Source organism: Paracoccus sp. (in: a-proteobacteria), from assembly GCF_030536915.1.
Taxonomy (GTDB): Bacteria; Pseudomonadota; Alphaproteobacteria; order Rhodobacterales; family Rhodobacteraceae; genus Paracoccus.
Genome location: NZ_JAUNPC010000011.1, coordinates 1 through 10005 on the forward strand (window position 1 = coordinate 1; position 10005 = coordinate 10005).

The window sequence follows — 10005 nt, forward strand, 5'->3', positions numbered from 1 at the left end:
CGTGCCCCGCCCCGACAGGGAGGGGTTCTCCATGAAGAAGCGGTGACAGTTGAACAGGTCGTCACGGTCCTCGGGAAGATGACGCAGATAGCGGCCATCCGGTTGCAACAGCCAGCTCTGCGCCTCGTCGGCCATGTTGGCGGCCATGATCTGGCTGGTGATCTGCGCCTTGACCGTGTCGTTCATGCATTCGACCAGGGTTTCCACCCGGCGGGACAGGTTTCGGGCCATCCAGTCGGCCGAACTGATGAAGACCCGCGCCTTGCGCGAGGGCAGCCCGTGGCCGTTGCCGAAGCAGACGATGCGGCTGTGTTCCAGAAAGCGGCCGACGATGGACTTGACCCGGATGTTTTCCGACAGCCCCGCGATGCCGGGGCGGACCCCGCAGATGCCGCGCACCACGAGGTTGATCTTCACCCCCGCGGCCGAGGCGGCGTAAAGCGCGTCGATCACATCCTTCTCGATCAGGCTGTTCATCTTGGCCCAGATCTCGGCCGGGCGGCCGCGACGGGCATATTCCGCCTCGCGCCCGATCAGGTCGATCAGGGTCGATTTCAGGTCGATGGGGCTGATGGCAAGGTTCTCCAGCTCGGCGGGCTGGACGTAGCCCGACAGGAAGTTGAAGACCTTGGCCGCATCCCGCCCCAGCGCCGGGTCGCAGGTGAACAGCGACAGGTCGGTATAGATGCGGGCGGTGATCGGGTGGTAGTTGCCGGTCCCGTAATGGGTGTATGTCACCAGCCTTTCGCCCTCGCGCCGGACCACGCTGGAGATCTTGGCGTGGGTCTTGAGCTGCATGAAGCCATAGACGACATGGGCGCCCGCGCGCTCCAGCCGCCGCGACTGGCGGATGTTCGCGGCCTCGTCGAAGCGCGCCTTCAGTTCGACCAGCGCGGTGACGGACTTGCCGCTTTCGGCCGCCTCGCACAGCGCGTCCACGATCGGGCTGTCGCGGCTAGTGCGGTAAAGCGTCTGCTTGATCGCCACCACGTCCGGGTCGCGCGCCGCCTGGTTCAGGAATCGGATGACCATGTCGAAGGTCTCGTAGGGGTGGTGCAGCAGCATGTCCTTCTGCCGGATGGCCGCGAACATGTCGCCATCATGGTCCTGCACCCGTTCCGGCACCCGCGGCGTGAACGAGGGCCATTGCAGGTCGCGGCGGCTGTCCAGCACCAGTTCGCTGACATCGGCCATGCCCAGAAGTCCCTCGACCTCGACCACCTCGTCGGGGCCGACGTCCAGTTCCTGCATGATGGTCCGGCGCAGCCGGTCGGGCGAGCCGGCGGTGATCTTCAGCCGGATCACCTCGCCCCGCCGGCGGCGCTTCAGCGCCGTCTCGAACTCGCGCACCAGGTCCTCGGCCTCGTCCTCGACCTCAAGATCGCTGTCGCGCAGAACGCGGAAGGCGCAATGGCCGATGTCGCGATAACCGGGGAACAGGCGCGACAGGTGCATCAGCAGCAGGTCCTCCAGCCGCAGGAAGCGCTGCCCGCCCGGCAGCGGAATGAACCGCTTGAGCTGGCCCGGGATCGGCAGAAGCGCCTGCATCTGCTGGCCGTCCGACTCGCGGGCCAGTTCCAGCGCAAGGCTGAAGCCCGCGTTCGGGATGAAGGGAAAGGGATGCGCCGGATCGACCGCCATGGGGGTCAGGATCGGAAACACCTGTTCGATGAAATGCTGGCGCAGGAAGGCCGCCTCGGCGCGGGTGACGCGGGACCGCGACAGGATGACGATTCCCGCCCGCTCCATCTCGCGGCGCAGCTTGTTCCAGACGGTCTGCTGCGCGCCCATCAGGCGGCGGGCGTCGGCGTTGATCAGGCTCAACTGCTCGGCCGGGGTCAATCCGTCGTCCGAAGGCGTGGCGTTACCCTCGCGCACCAGCTCCATCAGCCCGGCGACGCGGACGGTGTAGAACTCGTCAAGGTTGGTGGCCGAGATCGACAGGAAGCGCAGCCGTTCCAGCAGCGGCACGCGCGGGTTCCTCGCTTCGTCCAGCACCCGCCAGTTGAAGCTGAGCCAGCTCATTTCCCGGTTGAAGAACCGCGCAGGCCCGGTCGGCGGCCCGTCCGGCAGGGCGCGGGCCGGCGGGAACGGGCATTTGAGGAAATCGGCCTGGGTCATGAAACGATCACGCGGCAAGGGTCAAGCAACCGCCCGACTTGTGGCCCCCATGCGCCCCGCTGTCAAACGGATGCGGCCCGGCATCTCAAGGCCTTGTGCTTCTTTCCGGGCCGGAGATTCCGGGGGAACCCCCGCTGCGCCCGCGCGGCCTCAGGCAAGGCCGCCGTTCAGCCGCTCCAGCGCGGCCATCGCCAGCGGGCGCGTCACCGCGCGGCCTTCGGACAGGGCGGCGCGGTCGATCTCGGCCACGAGGCGACGGGCAAGGCCCAAGTCGCGGTCCATGTGGCGCACCAGCGCCTCGACCACGCCCGGTCCGGGCGACAACTGGCGGTCGGCGAACAGCTTGACCAGCACCGCGGTCAGCAGCGGCTCGTCCGGACGTTCCAGCCGCACAAGCGCGGTCGAGGCCATGCGCGAGGCCAGGTCGGGCAGCGCCAGCCCCCAGTCGCGCGGCGGCGTCCGCGCCGTGATCAGCAGCAGCGCGCCCCGTTCGGCGGCAAGGTTCCACAGGTGGAACAGCGCAAGCTCGGCCCCCGCCGCGCCCCCGGCGCGATGGGCGTCCTCGACCACCAGCGCGCCTTCGATGCCGACCAGCGCATCCGCCATCTCGGGCCGCAGGGCCGAGGCGCGGACCCGCTGCGCCCCGTTCTCGGCCGCCCAGAAGGCGGCAAGGTGCGACTTGCCCGACGCCTCCGGCCCGACCAGCAGCAACCGGCCCTGCGGCCAGTCGCGCGGGCGGTCCAGCAGCGCCATGGCCTCGGCATTGGCGGGCGCGGGCAGGAAATCCGTCCGCGACAGGGCCGGGGGCGTCCGCAGATCAAGCGTCAGTTGCCGCGCCACCCCGCTCAGCCCTTCCGCCCTTCCTCGATCATCTCGGCGGTGGTGCGGGGGGCGTGGCGCTCCTCCGGGTCCTGCGGGTCGGTGCCGTTCCGGGTCCGTCCCCCCCAGGTCCGCACGCGCGGGTTCGGCTGCCCGGTGCCCATGACCGGGGGCGCCTCGGGCCATTTCACCTCGACCTCGGCCACGGCGACGCTGGCGTGGTCGTCCTCGGCCGCCTCCTGGGCGATGATCGCGGCCTCGTCGCGGGCCGATTCGATCCGCGCGTCGCGCACGGCCTCTTCATGGGTGCGTCGCTCGGTCGCGAAGCGGCGGGCGACGGTGCCGCGCGGCACGATCTCGATCAGCGTGGGCGTGGGCACGGGCGGCGGCGCCTCGGCGCCGGTGTAAAGGGGGCTGACCTTGTAGCGGTCGACCGAGTAGCGGACGATCACCCCCACCGCCGCGCCCAGCGGCACCGCGACCAGCAGCCCGACAAAGCCGAAAAGCGTGCCGAAGACGCTGAGCGCCAGCATCAGCCAGACCGGGTGCAGCCCGACATGGCCGCCGACGATCTTGGGCTGCAGGTAGTTGCCTTCCAGCATCTGCCCGGCGACGAAGATGCCCGCCACCGCGATGATGCGGGCCGGTTCCCCCCAGAAGGTGAACAGCGCCACCCCGATGGACATGACGCCGCCCAGCAGTGTGCCGACATAAGGGATGAAGGACAGCGAGGCCGCCGAAACCCCGATGACGATGCCGAAGGGCAGTTGGACGATCGCCAGCCCCACCGAATAGAACACCGCGAGGATCAGGATGACGACCGCCTGCCCGCGCACGAAGCCCGAGATGCTGTCGTTGATCTGCCCGAAGATCCCCCGCAGCGTGTCCAGATGCGGCCGCGGCAGCAGCGCATCGATGCGGCGCACCATCCGGTCCCAGTCCAGCAGCATGTAGAAGGCCACGACCGGCGAGATCACCATGACCATGACGAAGCCGATGACGCCGTTCAGCGAACCCATGACGGTGCCCATGATGGTGCCGATGCTGGCGGCCAGCGTCGTGCGCCCCTGCTCGATCGCGTTGTCCACGAAACCGCCGTCGGGCAGCAGTTGCGGGAATCGCCGCTGCACCAGTTCCTGCAGCCGGTCGATCATGGCGGGGGCGGTTTCCACCAGTTGCGTGCCCTGCCGGATCAGCAGCGGCACCAGCCAGACCAGCGCGCCGGCCAGCGCCAGGACGACGATGGCGGTGATCAGGATGACGGCGAAGACGCGCGACAGCCCCGCCCGTTCCAGCCGGTCGGCCACGGGGTCGAGGAAATAGGCGATGGCCATGCCCAGCAGGAAGGGCATGATCGCACCCCCCAGCACCCACAGGACCAGCGCCAGGATCAGCGCCACGCCTACCCACCAGATCGCCTGCTTGCTGCCGGCAAACCGCATCGCGCACGCTCCGTTCCGGCCGGGTCCGGCCATGGTCCATGGCGGAAAGTCCCGCCCGTGACCTTCTTTGTCGCGTCCCGTCCAGCGGCGCAAGCGCGCTTGCGCCCGGCCGCGACCGTTGCCCCGCGCGGGGCGATCCGCTAACCCGGCGCCTGAACTCGCCAAAGGTCAAGCCCATGCGTCTGTCGCGCTATTTCCTGCCCGTCCTGAAAGAGAACCCTTCCGAGGCGCAGATCGTCAGCCACCGGCTGATGCTGCGCGCGGGCATGATCAAGCAGCAGTCGGCGGGCATCTATTCCTGGCTGCCGCTGGGCCTGAAGGTCCTGCGCCGGGTCGAACAGATCGTCCACGAGGAACAGCAGCGCGCCGGGCATATCCCCGTCCTGATGCCCACGCTGCAACCAGCCGACCTGTGGCGTGAATCCGGCCGCTATGACGATTACGGCGAGGAGATGCTGCGCGTCACCGACCGCCACAAACGCGAGATGCTCTATGGCCCCACCAACGAGGAGATGATCACCGACATCTTCCGCGGCCATGTGAACAGCTACAAGGACCTGCCGCTGACGCTGTACCAGATCCAGTGGAAGTTCCGGGACGAGATCCGCCCCCGCTTCGGCGTCATGCGCGGGCGCGAGTTCCTGATGAAGGACGGCTACAACTTCGACCTGACCAAGGAAGACGCGCTGCACGCCTATAACCGGCACCTCGTCAGCTACCTGCGGACGTATGAACGCATGGGCCTGCAGGCGATCCCGATGCGCGCCGACAGCGGCCCCATCGGCGGCGAGAACACGCATGAATTCCTTGTGTTGGCGGAAACCGGCGAATCCGAGGTCTTCTATGACGCCGAGATCACCGACCTGACCTTTGGCGACCGGCAGATCGACTATGACGACCACGCCGCCTGCGCCGCCGTGCTGGAAGAGTTCACCAGCCGCTACGCCCGCACCGACGAAACCCATGACGAGGCGGTCTTCGCCCAGATCCCCGAAGAGCGCCGCAAGTCCGCCCGCGGGATCGAGGTCGGGCAGATCTTCTATTTCGGCACCAAGTATTCGGAACCGATGGGCGCCACCGTGGTCGGCCCCGACGGAAGCCGCACCCCGGTCCACATGGGCAGTCACGGCATCGGCGTTTCCCGCCTGTTGGGCGCGATCATCGAGGCCAGCCACGACGACAAGGGCATCATCTGGCCCGAGGGCGTGACCCCCTTCCATGTCGGGCTGGTCAACCTCAAGCAGGGCGACGCCTCCACCGACAGCGCCTGCGAGGCGCTGGAGCGGGAACTGTCGGCGCGTGGCCTCGAAGTCCTCTACGATGACCGCGACGAACGGGCGGGCGCCAAGTTCGCCACCATGGACCTGATCGGCCTGCCCTGGCGCATCACCGTGGGTCCGCGGGGCTTGGCCAACAACGTGGTGGAACTGACCAACCGCCGCACCGGCGAGTCGGCCGAGATCTCGGCCTCGGAAGCCGTCGCCCGGCTGACCGACATCTACGCCCCCGTCTTCGCGGCGGCCTACAAGCCTTGAGCGGGCTGTTCCGCCTGGTGGTGGCGCTGGCCTTTGCGCTGGCGCTGTCGCAGTTCCCCGCCTTCTCGGACCAGTATGTCCAGCGACTGGGCGGCCAGGCGGACGCCCTGCGCCAGGTCGCGGCCGAGTTCGACACCAGCGCCGACCGCGCCGGTCTGACCCGGCAAGCGGCGCTGGAGCAGATCGCAGGGTCCGCGTTCCTCGATTCGCACGGGCAGGACATGGGCCGCGTCTTCACGCGGCTGGCGCGGATCGAAAGCGACCTCGGCCTGCTGCGCGCCGCCTCGCCGCTGGAACGGATCGCCCTGCCTCACCGGATGCGCGACACCGAAACGATCGCGGCCACATGGGGCGACTTCCGCCCGGCGGTGCCGCTGACGACAGCGGGGTTCTGGGCCACGGGCTTCGGCTTCCTGCTGGGCTGGTTCCTCGCCGGCCTGCCGCTGATGCTGTTCCGCCGGGGCGAGCAGGAGGCATGACGCTGATCCGCCGCCATCGGGCGGGCGAGGTCGAGTCCGAAGCGGTGTTCTCGGACTGCGAGCGTTACCGCTACAGCCTGACGCGGGTCTGGCACGCGACGCTGCCCCGGCTTGCCTGGGTGATGCTGAACCCCTCGACTGTGGACGAACGCCGCAACGACCCGACCATCGCCCGCTGCGAGGCGCGGACGCGTGCGATGGGCTGCGGCGCCTACCGGATTGTGAACCTCTACGCCTTCCGCGCCACCTATCCAAAGGACCTTCGCACCACTGCCGATCCGGTCGGTGAAGGGAACGACGCCGCCCTGCAGAACGCCGCGGTCTGGGCGCAGCGCGTCGTCTGCGGCTGGGGAATGCACGCCAAGCCGGACCGCGCACGGGCGGCGCTGGCCCTGTTCCGCCAAGCGGGCGCCGAGGCGCTGCACCTCGGCCTGACGAAAACGGGCCAGCCGCGGCACCCGCTGCATCTGGCCTATGCCATGACGCCGCAGCCCTTCATCGCCGATTGACACAGGGACTACACCCGCGCATCCTTCATGCGCATGGAGGTGACACGATGCGCGCCCGTCTGAACCTGACTGTCGAGGACTCTGTCATCCACGAGGCCCGCGACTACGGCCTGAACCTGTCCCGCATCGCCGAGGACGCGCTGCGCCACGCCGTCAAGCTGGAACGCAACCGCCGCTGGGTCGAGGAGAACCGCGAGGCGCTGGCCGCCTATGCCCGCGAGGTCGAGGAGCATGGCCTGCCGCTTGAGAAATACCGGATGTTCTGAACCTTGGCGCAGTTCGACATCCATCGGCTACCGGACGGGCTGCACGTCGTTGACCTGCAGACGGACCTCATCGACCTGCCGCAATCGCGCCTCGTCGCGCCAATGTTCCGGGTCGATGAACGCGCGACGCTGGCGCAACTGACGCCGGTGGTCCTCTTCGACGACCGGACATGGATGGTCCGCATCCCGCAGATGTCGGCCATGCGGCCCCGCGATCTCGGCCCGGCAATCGGCTCGGCGGCATCGTGGCGCGACGAAATCTTCCGCGCCATCGACATCCTGACCCACGGCTTCTAGGCCAGTTCGCCCTCCAGCGAGTTCGAGGCGCTTGCCTTGATCCGCACCTGCACCAAGTCGCCCACCTGCGCGGCAGGCGCGTGGACGAAGACGGAATGCAGGTAGTCCGACTTCCCGACCAACTGCCCCGGTAGGCGCCCCGGCTTCTCGAACAACACGCCCAGCGTGCGGCCTACCATCGACACTTGCGCCGCCTTCTGCTGGCAGTCCAGCAGCGCCTGCAGTTCCTGCAGTCGCGCATCCGCCACGGCATCCTCGACCATCGGGCGGTCGAAGGCGGGGGTGCCCGGACGCGGCGAATACTTGAAGCTGAAGGCGGTGCCGAAGCCCACCTGTTCCACCAACCGCAGGGTCGCGGCGTGGTCCTCGTCCGTTTCGCCGGGAAATCCCACGATGAAGTCCGAGGTCAGCATGATGTCGGGCCGCGCCGCGCGGATGCGGTCGATCAGGCGCAGATAGTGGTCCGCCGTGTGCTTGCGGTTCATCGCCTTGAGGATGCGGTCGGACCCCGACTGCACGGGCAGGTGCAGGTAGGGCATCAATTGCGGAATATCCCGGTGCGCGTCGATCAGGTCATCGGCCATGTCGTTGGGGTGGCTGGTCGTATAGCGGATGCGGTCGAGACCCTCGATCTCCGCGATCCGGCGGATCAGGGTGCCGAAGCCCTCGCCCGCCTCGCCGTGCCAGCCGTTGACGTTCTGGCCCAGCAGGGTGATCTCGCGCACGCCGCGGGCCACGAGGTCGCGGGCTTCAGCCAGGATGCGCTCGGCCGGGCGGCTGACCTCGGCCCCGCGGGTATAGGGGACGACGCAGAAGGCGCAGAACTTGTCGCAGCCCTCCTGCACGGTCAGGAAGGCGGCGGGCGCGCGGCGGGTCGCGGCGCGAGCCGGCAGGTGGTCGAACTTGTCCTCGGGGGGGAAGTCGGTGTCCACGGGCGGAGCCTCGCCCCGCGCCATGGCGGGCAGGCGGTGATAGGCCTGCGGGCCGACGACCAGGTCCACCAGCGGCATCCGGCGGATGATCTCCTCGCCCTCGGCCTGCGCCACGCAGCCCGCGACGCCGATCTTCAGGTCGGGGCGCGTGCCCTTCAGCGGCTTCAGCCGCCCGAGGTCGGAATACAGCTTCTCGGCCGCCTTTTCCCGGATGTGGCAGGTGTTCAGCAGCACCATGTCCGCATCCTCGGGCCGGTCGGTCTGGACATAGCCTTCCGCGCCCATGGCCTCGGCCATGCGCTGGCTGTCATAGACGTTCATCTGGCAGCCGTAGGTCTTGATGAACAGCCGCTTGGGGGTCTGGTCGGTCATGGCGCGCTTTCCGTGGAACCCGGCCCATATAGCGTCACGGGACCGCCGGGGAAAGCGCCGCTATCCCGCGTCCCGCAGCTTGTCCGCAAGGAAATGCGCGGCCTTCCGCCACGCCTCGTCATTGTCGCCGCGGAAGCTGAGTTCGCTGTGCGTCACCAGCTTCTCGCCCTCCAGATCGACGAGGCTGGCGAAAGCCTGCAGGATCAGGGTGCTGGTCTTCTGCACGACGATGAACAGCCCGCGTTCGGCCCCCCGCTCGCGCAGCGCGGTGACGAGGCACTCGGTCGTCTCGCGCGGGCAGGCGCCGGCGATGTCGTCTCGGCTGACGAGCCTGCCGGACAGTTCTTCGGCAAGGATGCTTTCCATCAGCGCCATGCGGCGGTCGTGGTCCGCCTGCTGGTCCCGCACCTCGTGCGAGGTGTCCAGCATCTTGACCGGCGGGATCGCCAGGTCCTGCGCCATCAGCGGCATCGGCAGCAAGGCCAGCGCGAACAGAAGCTTCCGCATGGCGTCCTCCATCCCTGCCCCTGCAGGATGATCCTGCGCGCAAAGCCGCGACAGTCCGACCAATGTCCTAGTCCGCCAGCCCGCCGCCCCCGCGCCGCAGATGGTTTTGTTGAACCCGGCCGCGCGCCCGGATAGCCTTGCGCCATCCGCATTGGAGGCGATCATGGACGACAAGAGCTGGGCCGCACGCGCCGAAACCGTTTCGATGTATGGCTTCACCGACCTGCCCAGCGTCGAAAGCCGCGGCACCATCGTCCTGACCCATGGCGAGGGGCCCTATGTGTTCGACACGCAGGGGCGGAAGTGGCTCGATTCGAACTCGGGGCTGTGGAACATGGTCGCGGGCTTCGACCATCCGGGGCTGACCCAGGCCGCCAAGGCGCAATACGACCGCTTCCCCGGCTATCACGCCTTCTTCGGGCGGATGTCGGACCAGACGGTGATGCTGTCGGAAAAGCTGGTCGAGGTCTCGCCCTTCCAGCGCGGCAAGGTGTTCTATACGAACTCGGGGTCGGAAGCGAACGACACCATGGTCAAGATGCTGTGGTTCCTGCACCGGGCCGAAGGCAAGCCGCAGCGCCGCAAGATCCTGACGCGCTGGAATGCCTATCACGGGGTCACGGCCGTGTCGGCCAGCATGACCGGCAAGCCCTATAACGAGGTCTTCGGCCTGCCGCTGGACGGCTTCATCCACCTGACCTGCCCGCATTTCTGGCGCGAGGGGAA

11 protein-coding genes are annotated in these 10005 nt (G+C 68.3%); 6 read left to right on the forward strand and 5 right to left on the reverse strand.

Annotated features, from left to right (window positions below; genetic code table 11):
- From Q4F04_RS03520 to Q4F04_RS03530, 3 genes are all read right to left on the reverse strand, one after another.
- On the reverse strand, positions 1-2121 hold a 2121-nt coding region (locus Q4F04_RS03520; RefSeq protein WP_303368447.1), incomplete at its 3' end, for an RNA degradosome polyphosphate kinase.
- 150 nt (positions 2122-2271) lie between these two features.
- Positions 2272-2961 carry a chromosomal replication initiator DnaA gene (locus Q4F04_RS03525; protein ID WP_303368448.1) on the reverse strand — a complete coding sequence of 230 codons (690 nt, stop codon included), beginning with the start codon at positions 2959-2961 and terminating at the stop codon, positions 2272-2274.
- A 5-nt stretch (positions 2962-2966) separates the two neighbouring features.
- Positions 2967-4382 (reverse strand): AI-2E family transporter, encoded by a 1416-nt coding sequence (locus Q4F04_RS03530; protein WP_303368449.1) that lies wholly within the window; start codon positions 4380-4382, stop codon positions 2967-2969.
- Between the two features lie 176 nt (positions 4383-4558).
- Here Q4F04_RS03530 and proS point away from each other — a divergent pair, with 176 nt between their 5' ends.
- Genes proS through Q4F04_RS03555 form a run of 5 tightly spaced genes read left to right on the forward strand, consistent with a single transcriptional unit; the run spans position 4559 to position 7468 of the window.
- Positions 4559-5917 carry a proline--tRNA ligase gene (proS, locus tag Q4F04_RS03535; protein WP_303368450.1) on the forward strand — a complete coding sequence of 453 codons (1359 nt, stop codon included), beginning with the start codon at positions 4559-4561 and terminating at the stop codon, positions 5915-5917.
- The gene (locus tag Q4F04_RS03540) at positions 5914-6396 is read left to right on the forward strand and encodes a DUF2937 family protein (RefSeq protein ID WP_303368451.1); all 483 of its coding nucleotides are present in this window, start codon (positions 5914-5916) and stop codon (positions 6394-6396) included. Before proS ends, Q4F04_RS03540 begins: the two co-directional genes overlap by 4 nt.
- Complete coding sequence (locus tag Q4F04_RS03545) at positions 6393-6905, forward strand: DUF1643 domain-containing protein (RefSeq protein WP_303368452.1); 513 nt, start codon at positions 6393-6395, stop codon at positions 6903-6905. Before Q4F04_RS03540 ends, Q4F04_RS03545 begins: the two co-directional genes overlap by 4 nt.
- Positions 6906-6952: 47 nt before the next feature.
- Positions 6953-7171 carry a type II toxin-antitoxin system CcdA family antitoxin gene (locus tag Q4F04_RS03550; protein ID WP_303368453.1) on the forward strand — a complete coding sequence of 73 codons (219 nt, stop codon included), beginning with the start codon at positions 6953-6955 and terminating at the stop codon, positions 7169-7171.
- A 3-nt stretch (positions 7172-7174) separates the two neighbouring features.
- Positions 7175-7468, forward strand: a complete 294-nt coding sequence (locus Q4F04_RS03555; RefSeq protein WP_303368454.1) for a CcdB family protein — start codon at positions 7175-7177, stop codon at positions 7466-7468.
- Here the strand turns inward: Q4F04_RS03555 and miaB are convergent.
- Positions 7465-8772 carry a tRNA (N6-isopentenyl adenosine(37)-C2)-methylthiotransferase MiaB gene (gene miaB / locus Q4F04_RS03560; RefSeq protein WP_303368455.1) on the reverse strand — a complete coding sequence of 436 codons (1308 nt, stop codon included), beginning with the start codon at positions 8770-8772 and terminating at the stop codon, positions 7465-7467. The genes Q4F04_RS03555 and miaB overlap by 4 nt on opposite strands.
- Positions 8773-8832: 60 nt before the next feature.
- Positions 8833-9279 (reverse strand): DUF2380 domain-containing protein, encoded by a 447-nt coding sequence (locus Q4F04_RS03565; RefSeq protein ID WP_303368456.1) that lies wholly within the window; start codon positions 9277-9279, stop codon positions 8833-8835.
- 163 nt (positions 9280-9442) lie between these two features.
- Between Q4F04_RS03565 and Q4F04_RS03570 the strand changes: the two genes are divergently transcribed.
- Positions 9443-10005, forward strand: a 563-nt coding sequence (locus Q4F04_RS03570) for an aminotransferase class III-fold pyridoxal phosphate-dependent enzyme (RefSeq protein WP_303368457.1), incomplete at its 3' end; no start/stop codon positions are given.